Genomic DNA, 16,187 nt, shown 5'->3' with positions numbered 1-16,187 from the left:
ACCTACCGGATCATCTACCGTATTGACGACAAGGCCATGGTCGTGACCGTCGTCGATATCGATCACCGTCGGGACGTACACCACCGCTGAGCGATAATGAGTACGGTCTGGGGCCCTCGATGTTAGCCGCGACATCGCCACGAGCACGCCTCACACAGGGAACTTGTTCTTCAGCACGTGGGCAGCCAGCTCGTCAGCGCCCAGGTCCTATCGAACAGGTGTCCCGAATTTCGCGCGGTGCCGGGCGCTTCGGCCCGTCTCGCGACCGTGATCGTCGTAGTGGTGGTCGTGTTGACGTTCTACGGGTGGAGCGTCTGGAGCCGTTCAACGGTAGCGTCATCACGCCTCGTGTGGTCAGGCCGTCCAGTCCTCGGAGCGCAGGCCGGGGACCCTGCTGAACTCGGAGCTGTTGGCCGTGACGACCGTCAGTTCGCGCCGGAGAGCCTGGCCCGCGATCAGCACGTCGTAGGCGCCGATCGGGGTTCCGGCCTTCTCCAGAGCGGCGCGCACCTGACCGGCGGTCCGGGCATCCTCGTCATCAAGGTCCAGCAGGTCCATGCCGCCGGAGAGCAGCACCCGAAGCCGGTCGGTGTTCTCCGCCACCTGACTGCTCTTTGCCACGCCGTACCACAGCTCGAACAGAACGACGGACGACAGCGCCAGATACTCGCCGGACGCCTGGGCCGACCGGTACCGTTCCCGCACCGCGAGCGGCTTGTTCCGCAGCAGCGCGACCACGACGTTCGTGTCGAGGAGGTAGTTCACTCGAAGAGGTCCTCGCCGACGGGCGTGGGCGGCTGGTCCCTGCCGTCCTCGAACAGCGACACGTCGGCGAATCGATCCAGCTCGGCGAACCACGCATCGACATCCGAGGCGATCGGCTCCAGTAGTACACCGTCTCCTACGTGACGCACGCGCACCCGGTCACCGGGCAGGCGAAACTCCTTGGGCAGCCGCACGGCCTGGCTCCTACCATGCGTGAAGATCCTCGCGATCGCGGTCTTGGCCATGGCCCCCTCCCTGAGGGTAGATACCAAAAGTATATATCATCTGCGCGCTGTACGCGAGGCGCAGTCGGCAGGCGGCCCCAACAGGCCGTAGCCCGGCGGGCTGGACGACTAGGGCGGCTCGGGAGACCCGGCAATCTATTTGACCAGGTCAGAGGCTAGATACGCGGCGTAGTGGGCCGTCAGGGACTCGAACCCTGAACCCGCCGGTTAAAAGCCGGCTGCTCTGCCAGTTGAGCTAACGGCCCTGCAGAGCCGATCGTACCCGGGGGAAATGGTCTTGGTCGATGGCCTGACCCATGAGCCTGCCGTAGGCCGAGATCCAAGCTCGACAACACGCGGACGCCAGCGTTGCGCGCTCCCTGCGGACGTGGCCCCGCCTGATCGCCGTGTGCCGTGTCGTGCCGCCTGCCGATCCCGGGTTGGCGACGCCCTGCTCGGTATCGGGGATGGGAGCGGGAAGCGCTGAGGCGTCGCTTATCCGCGGCGTGGCCGGTGGGGCGGTGTGCGCATCCGGGTATGGCGGCAGACCCGCCGTCACCAGGTGTCGTTGAGACCGGACTGCCGGGGGCGTCTACTCCAGCAGCGGTTACCCGCCTCGGCTGCGGCTCCGGGCCGCGGGCGAACGGTTGGTGGCGCGGCTCGGGCCGTCCTGCGCCGGGCGCAGTGAGCGGCGCGTGAGACTCCGGCGATTCGGACCGGTGGCCGGCGCAGGGGCGGCGGACGGGAGTGGGCGCATCTCGCGTCGCTGGTGCGCCCCCGCTGGTCACCGCAGGGTCGGCACGCCGAATCCAGATGCCCAGACTCACGTTCCGCGACGAAATTCCGAGGTCCAGATCGACCGAAGATCCAAACAGGTCGCCGTGGGGGTATTCCTGTCCGATATGCCCCCCATGACGACCTGTGTAGCCGGATCTTGCTCCGCCACCCACCGCGGAAGGTAGCGATCCTCGGATCCGGGCGCTCTCGCGGTGGGATCCGGGCGGGGACGGGGGACGGGGGGCGGGGCTCCGGCCTGAGGCCGGGCGGGGTGCGGCGTTGCGGCTGGTTGACCGCGGCGTGGCCTGTGGGGGTGTGGGAATCCGGATTGGCGGCAGACCCGCCATCACGGTGCGTTGTTGAGCTCGGCTGTCCGGGCGCATCCACTTCCGCCAGGTAGCGGTCACGTGGGGTGACTGGGGGTCGCGGCGCCGCTGGTCAGACGTCTGACGACCGACAACCGCCTGGTGTGGTTCGACGTGCGAAACCCGTTCTGGACCGTCCCGATCGGCCAGATCACAGGCCTCGTCGGGGGCGACACCAAGCTGATCGGGATCGACTTCCGGCCGCAGGACAACAGCTCTACGGCGTTGGAAACCTCGGCGGCATCTATCTGATCGACGCCGGGATCGCCGCGGCCAGGCCCGTCTCGCACCTGACGGTACCGCTCGTCGGGACCGCCTTCGACGTTGATTTCGACCCGGTCGCGAACCGGCTTCGCATTGTCAGTAACACGGGGGAGAACCTGCGGCACAAAATCGACGACCCAGGTGGGATGCCCCTGGCGGGCACCACCGCGATCGATATGCCGCTGGCCTATCCGTCGCAGCCAGGCGTCGCGACCGGAGGTGGCCGCCCAGTCACCGCCCAACCTTGGGTCACTGGTGCCGACGGGCTCACTGCCTGGGCTCGTCGGAACGACCGCTGGTTTCGACATCCACACGGATCGCGTGTACGGCAGGGCGGTCGACAACCAGGGCTTCGCCTCGCTGCTCGTCGGTACGACCTACCGCCTCTACGAGGTGGAGCCGGCGACCGGCCAGGTGGCCTCGCGCGGCTCGTTCCCGTGGTACGCCCCGGTGTTCGACGTCGCGCTTCCGACCTACGACTACTAGGCCGCCGGGCACGAGTACGGTCACGAAGGGTGACGGTGTGGCCGGGCCAGGTCGAGACCAGCCCGGCCACACCGTCATTCGAGACATGGTCGATCACCGTCCGCGGGTGGATACCCGTCATCCGAGGATGGAGTGACCATCATCCACGGACGGCTCGGTGCCACCGCCCGAGGTCGGATCAGCCGCGTCGGCGGCCTCCCTTGGCATCCGAGCCACGGCTGGAGCCAGGGCCGTCGAGGGTGACCTGATCGCCGGTGACCAGACCGGCCCGGCGCAGGGCCTCGGCGATCGCGCCATCGGGCGCACCCCGGCCGCCCCGGCCGCCGCCGGAGCCGCCGCGGTTGCCGCCCGCGCCGCCAGAGCCCGGCCCACCTGAACCAGAGCCACCGGAGCCGGCACGGCTACCGCGGCCGCCGTCCTGACCGCCGGGACCGCGGCCCCGACCGCCCGGGCCGCCCTGACCGGCGCGACGCTCGCCGCCGCCCCCGCGTCGCCCGCCCGCTCCGCCACCATCACGGGCACCACTACCGTCACGGGCACCGCCACCGCCACCGTCACGGGCAGCACCGTCACGGGCAGCACCGTCACGGCCGGCGCCCTCGCGGCCGCCACGCCGCCCACCGCCACCACCACCGCTGGTGGAGCCGCCGATCTCGTCGTCGAGACGCAGGGTCAGCGAGATGCGCTTGCGGGGGATGTCGACGTCCAGCACCTTCACCGTGACGATGTCGCCGGGCTTGGCGACCTCCCGGGGATCATTGACGAAGTTCTTCGACATCGCCGAGACGTGGACCAGACCGTCCTGGTGCACGCCGATGTCCACGAACGCGCCGAACGCGGCCACGTTCGTCACTGTGCCCTCGAGCGTCATCCCTGGGGTGAGGTCCGCCAGTGTCTCGATGCCCTCGGTGAACGCCGCCGTGCGGAACGCGGGGCGCGGGTCCCGCCCGGGCTTCTCCAGCTCCGCCAGGATGTCGGTGACGGTCGGCAGGCCGACGGTGTCGTCGACGAACTCGGTCGGCTTCAGCGAGCGCAGCACCTTGCCGTTGCCGATCAGCGTGGTGAGCTCCTCACCGCTGGCGGCGAGGATGCGGCGCACCACCGGGTAGGACTCCGGGTGGACGCTTGAGGTGTCCAGCGGGTCGTCCCCGCCGCTGATCCGCAGGAAGCCGGCGCACTGCTCGAACGCCTTCGGCCCGAGCCGGGGCACCCCCCGAAGAGCTTCGCGGGTGCGGAACGGCCCGTTCTCGTCCCGGTGGCGTACCAGGTTCTCGGCGAGCCCGGCCCCGATCCCGGACACGCGGGTCAGCAGCGGCGCGGACGCGGTGTTGACGTCCACGCCGACGGCGTTCACGCAGTCCTCGACGACGGCATCCAGCGAGGTCGCCAGCCGGGTCTCGGACAGGTCGTGCTGGTACTGGCCGACCCCGATCGAGCGGGGCTCGATCTTGACGAGCTCGGCGAGTGGGTCCTGCAGCCGGCGCGCGATCGAGACCGCGCCGCGCAGAGAGACGTCCATCCCGGGTAGCTCGCTGGCCGCGTACGCCGACGCCGAGTAGACCGATGCCCCAGCCTCCGACACCGTCACCCTGGTCAGCGACAGCTCCGGATGACGGCGGATGAGGTCCTCGGCGAGCTTGTCGGTCTCCCGCGACGCCGTCCCGTTGCCGATCGAGATCAGGTCGACGTGGTGCTCGGCGGCGAGTTTCGCCAGGGTGGCCAGCGACTCGTCCCAGCGCCGCGCCGGCACGTGCGGGTAGATGGTGTCGGTGGCGATGACCTTGCCGGTCGGGTCGACGACGGCGACCTTCACCCCGGTGCGGTAGCCCGGGTCGAGGCCCATCGTCGAACGGCTGCCGGCGGGCGCGGCCAGCAGCAGGTCCCGCAGGTTCGCCGCGAACACCTTCACCGCGGTCTCCTCGGCCGCCGTCCACAGCCGCATCCGCAGGTCCACCCCGAGGTGCACGATGATCCGGGTCCGCCAGGCCCAGCGGACGGTGTCGGCGAGCCAGCGGTCCGCCGGGCGGCCGGCGTCGGCGATGTCGAAGGCGACCGCGATGCGCTGCTCGTAGTCGCTCGGCCCGGGTGCCGGCGGCGAGTCCGGCGCGGGCGGCTCGTCCGGCTCGAGGGTGAGATCGAGGATCTCCTCCTTCTCGCCGCGGAAAACCGCGAGGATGCGGTGCGACGGCAGCGAGGTGAACGGCTCGGCGAAGGCGAAGTAGTCGCTGAACTTCGCGCCTTCCTCCTCCTTGCCCTCCCGCACCTTCGAGACCAGCGTGCCACGCGACCACATCTGCTCGCGCAGCGCACCGATCAGGTCCGCGTTCTCGGCGAACCGCTCGACCAGGATCGACCGCGCGCCTTCGAGCGCCGCACCCGCGTCGGCGATCCCCCTCTCCGCGTCGATGTAGCCGCTGGCCGTGCCGTGCGGGTCCAGCGACGGATCGCCGAGCAGGGCGTCGGCGAGGGGCTCGAGCCCCGCCTCGCGCGCGAGCTGCGCCTTCGTCCGCCGCTTGGGCTTGTACGGCAGGTAGATGTCCTCGAGGCGGGCCTTCGAGTCGGCGGCGAGGATCTGAGCCTCGAGCGCGTCGTCCAGCTTGCCCTGGGAGCGGATGGACTCCAGCACCGCCGTGCGCCGCTCCTCGAGCTCCCGCAGGTAGCGCAGGCGCTCCTCCAGGGTGCGCAGCTGGGTGTCGTCGAGGGTGCCCGTCACCTCCTTGCGGTAGCGGGCGATGAAGGGCACCGTGGCGCCCCCGTCGAGCAGGTCGACCGCCGCCGCCACCTGCCCCTGGCGCACGCCGAGTTCCTCGGCGATCCGTTGGTGGATGGACTGCTGGGGGACAGCTGTCGTCGTCACAATCCCTGATCCGCCTTCTCGTCGGAGTCGATGTCGGTGCCGCGATCGAACCGCGCTGTCTGCGAGACTACGGGCGATCACCGTCAGCGGGCCGGCCGGGCGGCCCCGCGTGGCGGTGCTGACCGCCGTGCTGTCCGAGCGGACCGGGGTGCCCTCCGAGGCGACGCCCACGGTGCCACTCGAGGCGACACGCTCGATGCCACTCGGCGGGGCCTCGGATCGTCCGGTGTGATCCGGTGTGATCTGTACCGTTCGATCGCCTTACTGGGCATATCCCATTGGTGCGACATGACCTATGATGTGCTCGTGCGCATGGGGTGCAAGGCCACGGGGGCGGGACGGCCTTATTCCTTCTATTCTGGTGCTGGGCGGGCCGAGCGGGCCAGGTTCGCGCGGGCGTGCCCTGGGCCGTGTTTGCGGGCCCGGGCAGCGCGGTGAAGCCGCTGGGCGCGCTCGGCACGGCCGCTCTCGCGGTCGGCGGTGCCGAAACCGGGCTCGGGACCGGAAACATTCGGCACGAGGCGTTTCTCTATCGTGGTGACGTCGGTTTTCTCAGCGCCAGCCGTGACTTCGTTCTGGCCGGCCTGGCCGCCGACGAGGACGTGCTGATCATGTTGAGTGAACCGCGGATGTCGTTGCTGCGAGGCGCTCTGGGGCGGGCCGGCAGACGCGTCGAGTTTATCGACATCGTGGAAGTCGGTCGCAATCCGGCCCGGCTCATCCCGACCTGGCAGGAATTCATCGAAAAGGGAGCTGAACAGGGCCGGGTCGTCCGCGGCATCGGTGAGCCGGTCTGGTCCGGCCGGACGGGCCCGGAGCTGGCCGAGTGCATGTTGCACGAGGCTCTGACCAACGAGGCATTTCCCGGTCCGGCCAGCTGGCGCCTGCGCTGCATCTACGAGTCGTCCGCGCTCGATCCGGCGACGGATGACCTGGTGTGGCGGACGCATCCGCTGGTCGTCAAAGGTGGTCTCGCCCGCCCCAGCACCCGCTTTCACCCCGTACCTGGTGCGCGTGGCGGCCCCGTTGGGCCAGCCGGCGATCTGTTTGCCGAGCCCCTGTCGGATCTGGGCCCGCCTTGGTCCGCGCTTTCCTTCGGCCCGGCGGACCTCGGGCTGGTGCGGGCGGCCGCGGCGGCTGCGGCCCGCGCTGTCCGGCTCGGCCGTGACCGCGTCGGCGACCTCGAACTCTCGGTCCACGAGGTGGCCACCAACAGCGTGCGCCACGGCGGCGGGCAGGGCACGGTGCGGTTCTGGCCTGGCCAGGGCGGTCTGGTCTGCGAGGTCGCCGATGCCGGGCAGGTGGCCGACCGGCTCGCTGGGCGGCGGCGCCCGGCGCTTGATCTCGGCGGTGGACGCGGGCTCTGGCTGGTCAACCAGCTGTGCGACCTCGTCCAGCTCCGCTCGGCCGCCACCGGCACGACCGTGCGCATGTTCATCCACTGACCGGATCGGTCGGGCGCATCGCCCAGAGCCGAGCCGCCCAGGTGCATGATCATGTGGGTCGGTCGAGGCCGCTCGTGCACATGGTCCGCCCTGACCGGGCGGGCGTATGTCCGTGCAGGGCAGGAGGGGATGCGATGACCAGCGCGGAGCGCACTCGGGTCGGGCGCGGATCATGGCCCGCGGACGGCCGGGGCGGTACCTTGGCGCCGAGCGCGAACGGCCCGGGATCCACCGGCCTGGGCCGGTGCTACGGCGTCGGTGCGGGCGAGGCCGCGCCGCCTGGCAGCACCGAGGGCGACATCCTCGCCGTGCGTTCCGCTGTCGTCGCGATCAGCCGTGCGCTGAACTGGCACGCCGGTCCCGGCACGCCTGTGGCGACGGACGGTCGCTTTACCGCAGCCACCGGGGCTGCTGTCGCCGGTTTCCAGGAAAAACTCCAACCGGCCATCAACCGGGACATGTACCTGCCGGCCGTGGAGCACAACCCGTCGGGGTTTGTTGCGAAGGAGACGGCATACGCACTGTTCATGCCGATCGCCGACCGATATGCGCTGAAGTACACGGTGCCGCGCGGCCTGCTGCGCGGAATCACCTCCATCGAAAGCAACTGGGATCCCGGTGCCGTCGGCTACTATACCAACTCGGACTATGGGCTGTGCCAGTGGAATACCACGCTTCCCGATGTGACCACGGCACATGCCCTTGACCCGTTCTGGGCCCTCGACTCGACCGCCCGGATGATGCGCGAGCGGTACGACTCCGACCGGTGGGGCCGTAACTGGCTTTACGTCATTGCCGCGCATAACGTTCCCACCTGGGCCGCGCAGTGGGCGCAGGGCCAGCTTTCGACCGCCAATCCGGACGACGTGCCCAAGCTCGCGCGGATGAACGGCTATGTCAGCAACGTTCTGGCCCGAGTCTGGTGATGTGCCCGGCCCGTCGCCCCGCCGTGCGTCTGCGCGGCAGGCGACGAGGCGGCCGATGACCTAGCCGCCGACCCAGGTGACCGCAGGGCGGATGCGGGAGGAGCGTCAGGAAACGGGCGCGGTGATCCGGTCGAGCACGGCGGTGTGCAGCTTGCGGATGCCGATTGGCGCGAAGGTGCGCTCGAAGAAGCCACCGACACCCCGGGCACCGTCCCAGGTGGTGGTGGCCGTCACCGCGCTGCGTGCCCCGCCGCCGGCTGGCGTGATCCGGTAGCTCGTCCGCAGCGAGGAGTTCTGATCCGCTTCCACCAGGGTTCCCGGCTCCGGTGCGGACACGAGCGCGTCGATGTCCCGAGCTCGCTTGCGGGTCGCCTGCAAACGGTAGGCGATCCGGCTGCCCGGCCCCGTTCCGCCCGCGACCACCCGATAGTCGTGGATGTTGTCCGGCCAGGCTCGGGCCCGCGCACCCTGATAATCGCCCAGCGCCGCGAGGACCTGGTCCGGGGTGCCAGCCACCTCACGACGCACCTCGACCCGAATCTGTGCCACTTTCGCCCTCCCGCCTGGCCGCATCCTGCCCGCTCGGCTGCCGCCGCGGCACCCGCTGGCGCTGGCGACGTCACCGTCACCGTCGGCAGACCCAGGCTCGCACGCCGGCTGCGGATCCCGCACCAGACCCGGGGGAGATGCGGAGTGCGATTACCCTGAGTTAGGTTCCTGGGGCGTTCGATGGGCGGCCCGCGGACGGCTGCGGGGTCGCCGGCCGGAACGGGGGTAGGCCGATTTCTCGCGCTCGACCTGTGAATATGAGCTCTCTCGGCAACGTGCTGGTGGCCTGTTCCGGAGCCCAGCCGGAATCGGTGGGCCCGGGGGACAGGCCGCGGTTCGTCACAGCCGGTGCCCTGATGCTGCTCACCGCCGGGCTCGCCACCTACGCGGGAGCCGCCATCGCCGGCATGGGACTACACCGATCGGTGTGGAGCACCCTGCCGTTCGGACTGTTCTGGGCGCTGCTGATCTTCTTCCTGGACCGGTCGGTGCTGCTCAGCCCCCGTCCGTACCGGTGCGGGCGCGATGGCTCCGTCCGGGTGGGCGGGCCGGGCGCTGCCACGGCCATGCGCGTGTTCATCGCGATCTGCGCGGCGCTGCTGGTCGGTGAGGCGCTGCTCCTGACCGTGTTCGCCTCCTCGATCGCGCCGCGGGTCACCGAGATCCGCCAGGAGGAGCTTGGCCGGGCGTTGCGCGGCTTCGATGCCAACCAGCGCAGCGAGGAACAGACTCTCGCCGCTGGCGTCGCCACCCGCCAACAGGCCCTTGAGGCGGCCCACCGCCGGGTCGCCGCCACCACTGTGGCGGCGAACTGCCAGCTCACCGGGTCGGGCGGCTGCCTGGCCGGTGCCGGGCCGATCTACCGCATCGCCCTGGCTGATCTCGGCGCCGCGGCCGCCGCCGTCACCACGGCCAGCCAGGAACGGGACGCGGCCCAGGCCCGGCTGGATACCTTCGACCGTTCGCGGGACGCGCGCCGTAGTCGGTTTCTCGACGCGCAGACCGCCACCACCGACGCCGCCGACGACCTGCTGACCCGAGAGAAGGCGTTCTGGCGGCTGACAACGTCGGACCACTCGGTCCTGTTCTGGCGGATCGTGCTGACCCTCCTGCTGCTCGGCGTCGACCTCGGGCCGCTCAGTTTCGCCCGGACCCTCGAACAGACCGACTGTCGCCGTCGCGACCGGCTCGAGCGATGGCGGACCTCGACGGCGCACGAGCTCGAAGCCCAGCAGATCGCCTGCACCACCCGGCACCGAGCCCGGCTCGCCCGGGAACTCGCCGACGCCGGCACCGACCGGTACGGCCAGTACGTCCGCCGCCGGGACGAGGTGGAGATCGCGGTGCATCTCGCCGGAGATCTTGCCGCCGCGGACGTCGCGCGGGCCGAGATCCGCGCCGACCGGGACAGCCGGATCCGCGAGCTGCGGGCCCGTCACCGGGTGCCGGACCCCGCCTCACCCGCCGATCCGTCCCTGGCTCCCGCCGCGGGCCTGCTGGCCGAGGCCGACCCATCCGGATGACGGGGCCCATCCCTGAGTACTCGACGCCCGGGCGCGCGGGGTTCGTCCCACACGTGCCCGGGCGCGCTCGCGGACATGGTCCGTGCCAGCTGACGGTCCGTGCCAGCTGATGATGCGGGCCAGCTGATGGTCCGGGTCAGCTGGCATCGGCCGCGGACGAGGCGGAGCGACGCCGACGTCGACGCCGACGTACCGCGGTGAGCAGGAGCGCGACCGCCGCCGCACCGGCCGCGGCAAGCCCCGTGGCCTTCGGGTTCTCCGCGGCCTTGCGCCGACCGGTGCCGACGGCGTCGCCCGCGCTGTCCCGGGCCTGGGTGACCTTCGCGGCCACCTGCGGGTGGGCGTCCAGCTGGCGCTGCACGGTGTGCGTCGCCGTGCCGGCGGCGCTGCCGGCCGTGCTCGCGGCCCGGTGGGCCGTGGCCGCGACCTGGGGATGGGCGTCCAGCTGGCTGCGCACCGTGGCCTTCGCCTGGTCCGCGGTATGCCGGGCCTTCTCGGTCGCGGTGCCGGTGGCCGCGGCCACCTTCGGCCGCACGGCGTTTGTCGCCGTGTTGACCCGCTCGCGCAGGTCGTGGGCAGTACGACCGGCCACCTGGCTCGGGCTGACCCGGGCGGAGAGCTCATCGAGGTCATCGCCGAGCCGTGCCCTGGTCGCCTCGATGTCGGACCGGATCTCATCCGGGCTCGTGCTGGACGCGCCTGTGCTGGTCACTGTCAACCTGGCCTTCCTTGGGTGGGGATGGAGCGAAGTGATCGAAGGTGGAGTGCGCGCCTGGACCTGGCCGGCCGCGCGGCCGCCTAGTGCCGGCGGCTCTCCGCCCACTGGACGTCCTCGCGCAGCGTCTCCACCGTCTGCGTCGGTGCGGGGTGGACGGTGCGCACGGTGGAGCGCCCCTTGAGCGCGAGGACGGCGGCGACGGCGGCGAGCACAACGGCGACGATGAGCGCCGCCCACCCGAGCGCCATGACCTCGCCCAGACCGAACATCACGGCCAGCAGGGCGAACAGCAGCGCGTACAGCCCGGCGCCGCCGGCGCCCGCGAACATGCCGGCACCCTTGCCGGCCTTCTTCGTCTCCTCGCGGACCTCGGCCTTCGCGAGCGCGACCTCCTGGCGGAGCAGCGTGGAGATGTCGGTGACGACCTCGGAAACCAGACGTCCGGTCGATGTCCGCTGCCCGCCCGCGGCCCCGGACGGTGCGCTCGCGCCTGCGTCGGGCCCGTAGGACCCGACGGCGGCGTCGTCCGGGTACGGCTCCACGGGTGCGGTGGGCGTCGTAGGGGCTACGGGACGGACGGGAGCGGGCCCTGCGGTCGTTGCCGGGGTGGGGTTGCCGCCCCCATGGTCGGTCCTGGGGTTGATCGTGCTCGTCATCGGGTCTCCTCGCGGCTTGTCCGTGCGGGGCGGTCTCCCCGCGTGGGGGACGTCTCCCCTCCTGTTCGTCTCCGCGTGGCGGCACCAGCGGAACCGTGTCTGATCTGCGGAATTCCCGCCATTGCGCGGCTTAATCGCGTCAGTCGCTCCGGCGGTGGCGCAACGTTGTGCGATGGGCCGGCGCGAGGGTCGTCCGCTCGGCCCGGGTGATGTGGGTGGGGTTCGCGGCCGAGGGCCGCGTGGCGTCCGTCCCGGGTGCGCGGGGCTTCGGTTCCTGAGTGATCTCAGCATTGATCAGCGCGCCGACCAGGACGACCATGACCGCGTAGTACAGCCAGAGCATCAGGATGACCACGCCGCCGAGCGTGCCGTAGGTCTTGTTGTAGCTGCCGAAGGCGCGGACGTAGAACGAGAACGCCACCGAGGCGACGATCAGCGCGACCGTCGCGCCGCCCGCACCGAGAGACAGCCATCGCCAGCTCGACGGCGTGCGCGCGGGGCCCAGTCGATAGAGCGAAGCGATCGCCCCCAGCAGCACCAGTGCCAGCACGAACCACTGCAGGATCGTGAGCACGACCCGGACCGCACTGTTGGACACGTGGTGTGACAGCAGCGAAGCGCTGGCGGTGATGCCGCCGATGACCAGCACCGCCACGACCACGGCGCCGAGACTCATCCCCACCGCGAGCAGCCGCAGCCGGACCGGGCCACGGGTCTCCTCCTGCTCGAAGGCCACGCGGACGGCCTTGATCAGATTTTGCATCCCGGACGAGACCGCCCAGAGCAACCCGACGATGCTCAGCAGCAGGCCCACACCGAGGCCGGAGTGGTTCGTGGTCGTGAGGCCGGTCAACCAGTCCCGCAGTACGGTGCTGGTGGCCGGAGAGAGCGAGCCGGACAGGTGGGCGATCTCGTCCCGCACTGTCTGCGGGCTCGAGACCAGGCCGTAGACGGTGATGACGGCGATGACCGCGGGGAAGATCGACAGGATCGCCCAGAACGCGACCCCGCTAGCGAGCAGTGGGATGGACAGCGCGCCCAGCTGCGACTTCACCCGCTTGCCGACGGCGAGCGCGCCGCGCTCGGCCGACCCTTCCCGCGATGCTCGCTGGTCCAGCGAGGGCCGTCCACCGCCGGCTCTCGCCCCTGCGGTGCCGGGGCGTCGCGGCCCGGCACCGTCCTGCCGGCCGGCGGCGTTGGCACGGCCGGCAGGGTCAGGGTCGTCGCGGTCGGTGATGTCGCTGTGGCTGGTGGTGTCGTCGTGGCGGCGTGTGTCGTGGCGGCGTCCGAGAAGGGCGGACGTGTTCATGGCGATCTCCCCTGCCGTTGGAACATGGGGGCAGGTGTACCCGTCCGGTCCTGGTCAACTCCTCGATACGGGTCCTCTGATCAGTGGTCCTTCCGGGCGGGGTCTGATCAGTGGGCCGGGCTCAGTCGCTGCGTTCCTGCGGGGAGGAGTGCTCCCAGTCGGCGAGGATGGTGCGGATCCCGGTGACGAGCAGCAGCGGGCGGTCCAGCATCACATGGTGGCCGGCGAGCGGGATCTCGATCACCGGGGCGACCCGGCCGAGCAGGTTGTACATCTGGTCGCCGATGTCCGGGGTCAGCAGGCCGTGCTCCGCGCGGAACAGGGCGACCCGGCAGTGCACCTTGCGGAGCATCTCCGGCGAGGGTGTCCGGTTGCTGAACACCTTCGGGTCGAACTTCCAGGTCCAGCCACCCTGGACGGAACCGATCGAGCCCTGCGCGATGTGGTCGATGATGTAGGGCAGCGAGCCCGGCTGGTCCGGCACCGTGCGGAACCGCGCCAGCGCATCCGTTGCCGTGCGGTAGACCCGCAGCGGGCCGAAGGCCGTGCGCTCACGGGCGGCGCGCTCCTCGGGCGTGAACTCCCCGACGGGAGAGTCGACCACGACGATGCCGGCCACCCGATCCGGATACTCGGCCGCCGTCATGATCGTTACCCAGCCGCCCATGCTGTGGCCGATGATGATCGGCGGAGAGGTGATGCCGGCGTGGTCGATCACCCCGATGACCTCGGCGGCCCAGGTGCCAAGGGTGTATTCGTCCCGTCGGGCGCTGTCGCCGTGCCCGGACAGGTCGAGCGCGACGACCCGGTATTCACTGGGGATCAGGGGAGCGATGTGATCCCACCAGCCGGCATGCGCGGCACCGCCATGGACCAGGACGATCGCGGGAGACCCCCGCCGGCCCCAGCAGCGATAGCTGATGGTGGCGCCGGCCACCTTGGTCTCGTGCCGCTCCGGGCGGGTGTCAATGGCGGCCTCGAACCAGGCCGGTGCTTCGTCTTCCATCCCAGGTTTCTGCCGTTCGCTTCGTTGTCGGGCGGGCGGGGTGCGGTCGCCGGCCGGTCAGGCCGCGACGTGCCCCCCCCAGATACAACACCGGCCGACCGTGTTTCTGGCCGTTCCAGGGCGAGTTGTCGGATTGACGATGGTGTCACCCGGCGCACTGGTGCCTCCGGTGACCTCGTTGTCACCCCACGTCGGCAGCTCGACGGGCATCCGTCAGATCATAAAGGTCGAACTGATAACCGCGCCTTTGCGACTGTAATGGATGACACAGTCCTGCAGGTCGGAGGGGTGGGCGGGAATCACCCCGGAGATGACGTCCTCCTCGCGTAGGCCGTGCAGGGAAAGCCCATAGCGGCAGACGTACACCGTGCCGCCCTCCGCGATGAAGATTTCGACCTGGTTGTTGATGTTGTGTTGCCCAGGGAAAGCCGAATCCCCGGTATGCGGAAATCCCCGGGTTGCCATCGTGTTCATCGCTCCGGGCCCGTGAAAATAGACCACGGTCTCGAAACCCTTGCGCAGGGCGCGGGTCGCCTGCAGCAACGCGACGAAGCTCACCGACGACTCGTGGGCGATCCCGTGGATCAGGGACAGGTAGGCCTCCCCGTCGTGGGCCTGGAAGTCCGGGAAGATCTTGATGGAGCCGTACAGGCTGGTTCCGGGGGACAGGACCGGGTGGGGGATCTCGATGAGACTGCGCCGTTCCTGCTCGGCGAGCCGCGGGTCTCCCTCGGCCTCGCCGGACCCGTCGGCCCCGCCCAGCCGGCCGAGTCCGTGGGACGGGGCGACGCCGGCCGCTGCCGGGGCGCCCCCCGGCCGGAACTCGTCCGGCCGGGGGGCGCGCTCCTGCGCGCCGGCTTCCGGGCGCGTCATATCAGCTCTTCGGGCTGCTGGCCGTCGAGGGCGCAGGGACGGCGGCAGAAAGGCGACCTGATCGGTCGGCGGAGATTCCACATCGGCACGACAGGAAGTCAAGCACCTCACCGATAGCCGCGTGCGCCAAATGGGCCGAACCAGGTCACGCCGCGCCGTCCTTCTGGTCCCGTGGCGACCGGAGCGGACCAGACTCTTCACGAACCGGCCCAAATAAATTATCTCTTTATGCGGGTGTCGTGATCGGTGGTGATCCCCGTCGGTTGCGGGGATGCTGGCGGGATGCGTTACGCGTTGTTCGCTGATCTGCATGGCCGGCCGAAGGCACTGGATCGGCTCGTCGCCGCGACCGATCGGGCGGGCGTGGCGGAGCTCGTCTGCCTCGGCGACTATCTCGAGGCCAACGTGTCGCGTCGGCGGCACGATCCCTCGCGGTGGTGGCGGTTGCCCCAGGTGGTCGACCCGGACCCGGCTCTGTGGTCACGGCTGGCCGGGGTGCGCCGGATCCGGGGCAATCAGGAGGAGCGCATCCACGCCCTGCTGCGTCCGGAACAGCTGCCACCGGGTCTCGCCGCCATCCTCGACGCACCCGCGTTCGCCCGGCTCCACGGGCTGGTGGGCCTGCATGGCCATCAGATCCGCTGGACCGTCTCGGCCGACTCCGACTCCGACTCCGAGCTGCTCGTTCCGGTTGCCACCGACGTGCCACGCCTGCCCGTCGTCGTGGTGGGGCATACCCACCAGAACGCCCTTTTCGAGATCCACTGGCCCGCGACGCCGGCGGACGAACCGCGCGTGCGGGTCATTCCCGTCCAGCCCGAGCAGGTCCTGCGGCTGTCGGTCGACGCGGTACCCGCAGAGCTCGTGCGGGCCGAGCTCGGCCGCCTGGGACTCGCCGCCCCTGCCGGCCCCACACCCACACCCACACCCACACCACCCACCGACCCCACGCCGCCGACCGGCACGGCTCTGCCCTCCAGCCTCGTTCCGCCGGCTGGCACTGCCGTGGCCGCCGGTACCGCCGTCCAGGTGACCACCACGGTGCTGATCAACGTGGGCCCGGCCCGCGGGCACACGCAGAACTGGCTCGAGTACGACACGGATCGTGGCGAGATCTCCTTCAGGTCTATTGTCCGTTCACGGAAGGAACCCGGACAAATACCACCTGACGAAGTGCCGTCGGGGGCCGAAGGCAGGGACCAAGGTCCTGTCGCTCTCGACGGATGGGGGTCGTAGGCTCAGGTCAGTCCCGATGAAGTTCGTGCCTGCGTTCCCCCCGTACGCCAGGCGCCGGCTTCATCGGGACTTCGCGTTTCCCGGCCCACCCGGCGTCAGCCGGAGGATGCCCGGGCGGGGATCCCCACGTCGCTGGCGGACAGTCCGCGGGCGCTATGCCCGGGACGTCCGCGCGGCGCGTCGGTTTCCCTTTCGGTCGGACCCAGGT

General features: G+C 70.6%; 15 protein-coding genes, 1 tRNA gene and 1 pseudogene. 7 read left to right on the top strand and 10 right to left on the bottom strand.

All coding sequences use genetic code 11. The features are described from left to right. Window positions 1-354: 354 nt before the first annotated feature. The 3 genes from MXD95_RS27390 to MXD95_RS27380 all read right to left on the bottom strand — a co-directional run bounded on the left by MXD95_RS27390 (window position 355) and on the right by MXD95_RS27380 (window position 1,255). Window positions 355-765, bottom strand: coding sequence for a type II toxin-antitoxin system VapC family toxin (locus MXD95_RS27390; protein ID WP_250643628.1), 411 nt, complete (start codon window positions 763-765; stop codon window positions 355-357). Next, a complete protein-coding gene (locus MXD95_RS27385) occupies window positions 762-1,010 on the bottom strand; it encodes an antitoxin (RefSeq protein WP_250643627.1) in 249 nt (82 codons plus the stop codon). The genes MXD95_RS27390 and MXD95_RS27385 overlap by 4 nt, the downstream gene beginning before the upstream one ends. 172 nt (window positions 1,011-1,182) lie before the next feature. Beyond that, window positions 1,183-1,255: transfer RNA gene (locus MXD95_RS27380), tRNA-Lys, on the bottom strand. 978 nt (window positions 1,256-2,233) lie between these two features. Here MXD95_RS27380 and MXD95_RS27375 point away from each other — a divergent pair. The 3 genes and pseudogenes from MXD95_RS27375 to MXD95_RS28345 all read left to right on the top strand — a co-directional run bounded on the left by MXD95_RS27375 (window position 2,234) and on the right by MXD95_RS28345 (window position 2,881). Then, the gene (locus MXD95_RS27375; RefSeq protein WP_250643626.1) at window positions 2,234-2,383 is read left to right on the top strand and encodes a DUF4394 domain-containing protein; all 150 of its coding nucleotides are present in this window, start codon (window positions 2,234-2,236) and stop codon (window positions 2,381-2,383) included. After that, a pseudogene (locus MXD95_RS27370) lies at window positions 2,374-2,538 on the top strand (DUF4394 domain-containing protein); the annotation flags it as partial. The gene MXD95_RS27375 and the pseudogene MXD95_RS27370, both read left to right, overlap by 10 nt. Continuing rightward, window positions 2,537-2,881 carry a DUF4394 domain-containing protein gene (locus MXD95_RS28345; protein ID WP_308301596.1) on the top strand — a complete coding sequence of 115 codons (345 nt, stop codon included), beginning with the start codon at window positions 2,537-2,539 and terminating at the stop codon, window positions 2,879-2,881. The pseudogene MXD95_RS27370 and the gene MXD95_RS28345, both read left to right, overlap by 2 nt. 178 nt (window positions 2,882-3,059) lie before the next feature. On the opposite strand, the gene MXD95_RS27360 is transcribed toward MXD95_RS28345, so the two are convergent. Then, window positions 3,060-5,738, bottom strand: coding sequence for a Tex family protein (locus MXD95_RS27360; protein WP_250643624.1), 2,679 nt, complete (start codon window positions 5,736-5,738; stop codon window positions 3,060-3,062). Between the two features lie 398 nt (window positions 5,739-6,136). Between MXD95_RS27360 and MXD95_RS27355 the strand changes: the two genes are divergently transcribed. Both MXD95_RS27355 and MXD95_RS27350 read left to right on the top strand, forming a co-directional pair. Then, window positions 6,137-7,183, top strand: coding sequence for an anti-sigma factor RsbA family regulatory protein (locus tag MXD95_RS27355; RefSeq protein WP_250643623.1), 1,047 nt, complete (start codon window positions 6,137-6,139; stop codon window positions 7,181-7,183). Window positions 7,184-7,383: 200 nt separating this feature from the next. Further along, window positions 7,384-8,109, top strand: coding sequence for a transglycosylase SLT domain-containing protein (locus MXD95_RS27350; protein ID WP_250643622.1), 726 nt, complete (start codon window positions 7,384-7,386; stop codon window positions 8,107-8,109). 105 nt (window positions 8,110-8,214) lie between these two features. On the opposite strand, the gene MXD95_RS27345 is transcribed toward MXD95_RS27350, so the two are convergent. Then, entirely contained in the window at window positions 8,215-8,658 is a 444-nt protein-coding gene (locus MXD95_RS27345) for an SRPBCC family protein (RefSeq protein ID WP_250643621.1), read from the bottom strand. Between the two features lie 257 nt (window positions 8,659-8,915). Here MXD95_RS27345 and MXD95_RS27340 point away from each other — a divergent pair, with 257 nt between their 5' ends. Continuing rightward, window positions 8,916-10,181, top strand: coding sequence for a DUF4407 domain-containing protein (locus MXD95_RS27340; RefSeq protein WP_250643620.1), 1,266 nt, complete (start codon window positions 8,916-8,918; stop codon window positions 10,179-10,181). A 136-nt stretch (window positions 10,182-10,317) separates the two neighbouring features. On the opposite strand, the gene MXD95_RS27335 is transcribed toward MXD95_RS27340, so the two are convergent. The 5 genes from MXD95_RS27335 to MXD95_RS27315 all read right to left on the bottom strand — a co-directional run bounded on the left by MXD95_RS27335 (window position 10,318) and on the right by MXD95_RS27315 (window position 14,743). Further along, the gene (locus tag MXD95_RS27335) at window positions 10,318-10,893 is read right to left on the bottom strand and encodes a DUF3618 domain-containing protein (RefSeq protein ID WP_250643630.1); all 576 of its coding nucleotides are present in this window, start codon (window positions 10,891-10,893) and stop codon (window positions 10,318-10,320) included. 86 nt (window positions 10,894-10,979) lie between these two features. Then, on the bottom strand, window positions 10,980-11,555 hold the full coding sequence (locus MXD95_RS27330) for a phage holin family protein (protein ID WP_250643619.1): 576 nt from the start codon (window positions 11,553-11,555) through the stop codon (window positions 10,980-10,982). 139 nt (window positions 11,556-11,694) lie between these two features. Further along, window positions 11,695-12,864, bottom strand: a complete 1,170-nt coding sequence (locus MXD95_RS27325; protein ID WP_250643618.1) for a YihY/virulence factor BrkB family protein — start codon at window positions 12,862-12,864, stop codon at window positions 11,695-11,697. Between the two features lie 121 nt (window positions 12,865-12,985). After that, window positions 12,986-13,870 (bottom strand): alpha/beta fold hydrolase, encoded by an 885-nt coding sequence (locus tag MXD95_RS27320; RefSeq protein WP_250643617.1) that lies wholly within the window; start codon window positions 13,868-13,870, stop codon window positions 12,986-12,988. 213 nt (window positions 13,871-14,083) lie between these two features. Beyond that, window positions 14,084-14,743 carry an MSMEG_0572/Sll0783 family nitrogen starvation response protein gene (locus MXD95_RS27315; protein ID WP_250643616.1) on the bottom strand — a complete coding sequence of 220 codons (660 nt, stop codon included), beginning with the start codon at window positions 14,741-14,743 and terminating at the stop codon, window positions 14,084-14,086. A gap of 282 nt (window positions 14,744-15,025) precedes the next feature. Between MXD95_RS27315 and MXD95_RS27310 the strand changes: the two genes are divergently transcribed. Beyond that, window positions 15,026-15,979, top strand: a complete 954-nt coding sequence (locus tag MXD95_RS27310) for a metallophosphoesterase family protein (RefSeq protein WP_250643615.1) — start codon at window positions 15,026-15,028, stop codon at window positions 15,977-15,979. The last annotated feature ends 208 nt before the right edge of the window (window positions 15,980-16,187 follow it).

It is taken from the genome of Frankia sp. AiPa1, assembly GCF_023243075.1.
In the GTDB taxonomy this organism is placed as follows: Bacteria; Actinomycetota; Actinomycetes; order Frankiales; family Frankiaceae; genus Frankia.
The sequence above is the reverse complement of the archived record's forward strand: the minus strand, read 5'-3'. Positions and strand labels throughout refer to the sequence as shown.

Bases quoted from the DNA above. Each gene is read 5' to 3' on its own strand.
- MXD95_RS27320 (WP_250643617.1), bottom strand. From the start codon at position 13,870: ATGGAAGACGAAGCACCGGCCTGGTTCGAGGCCGCCATTGACACCCGC.
- MXD95_RS27315 (WP_250643616.1), bottom strand. From the start codon at position 14,743: ATGACGCGCCCGGAAGCCGGCGCGCAGGAGCGCGCCCCCCGGCCGGAC.
- MXD95_RS27330 (WP_250643619.1), bottom strand. From the start codon at position 11,555: ATGACGAGCACGATCAACCCCAGGACCGACCATGGGGGCGGCAACCCC.
- MXD95_RS27340 (WP_250643620.1), top strand. From the start codon at position 8,916: ATGAGCTCTCTCGGCAACGTGCTGGTGGCCTGTTCCGGAGCCCAGCCG.
- MXD95_RS27325 (WP_250643618.1), bottom strand. From the start codon at position 12,864: ATGAACACGTCCGCCCTTCTCGGACGCCGCCACGACACACGCCGCCAC.
- MXD95_RS27310 (WP_250643615.1), top strand. From the start codon at position 15,026: ATGCGTTACGCGTTGTTCGCTGATCTGCATGGCCGGCCGAAGGCACTG.
- MXD95_RS27385 (WP_250643627.1), bottom strand. From the start codon at position 1,010: ATGGCCAAGACCGCGATCGCGAGGATCTTCACGCATGGTAGGAGCCAG.